This window comes from Nocardioides sp. CPCC 206348 (assembly GCF_048654705.1).
GTDB lineage: Bacteria > Actinomycetota > Actinomycetes > Propionibacteriales > Nocardioidaceae > Nocardioides.
In genome coordinates this window covers 470-931 of the sequence record NZ_JBMCZA010000160.1, presented here as the reverse complement: position 1 = coordinate 931, position 462 = coordinate 470, and the positions used below count along the sequence as shown (strand labels likewise).

General features: G+C 77.5%; 1 pseudogene. It reads right to left on the bottom strand.

The features are described 5' to 3' along the window. A pseudogene (locus ACOADB_RS11670) lies at positions 1 to 462 on the bottom strand (primosome assembly protein PriA); the annotation flags it as partial.

The following is a 462-nucleotide window of genomic DNA, read 5'->3' as shown; positions in this document are numbered from 1 at the left end:
CGGCCCAGCTCGTCGGCCGTGCGGGCATCGCCGAGCATCGGGGACCGGAGCCCGGCCGCGCCGCACTCGGGACACGCCCAGGCCGTCGCTTCGGTGGCGCACAGCCGGCAGCGCGGCGGCGTCGTGGGGCCGGTCAGTCCCAACGGCCCGGCGCACGCGGTGCAGCGGGCCGGAGTGCGGCAGCGCTCGCAGGCCAGGCGCAGCGCGTAGCCCGCACGCGGGGTCTGCACGAGCACGGGCCCGCGCTCGAGGCCCCACTTCATCGCCTGGTGCGCCTCGCGCGGTATCCGGGCGCCGGCGCTGTTCGGGTCGCGTTCGAGCGCCTGCTCGGTCGCACCGGACACGGCAACCAGAGCCCGGGCGCGGACCTCGGTTCGCGGCAACGCGATCTCGCGGGCCCATCCCGAGCGCAACAACTGGTCGGCCTCGACGGTGCGGGCGAAGCTGCCCACCAGGGCGGCG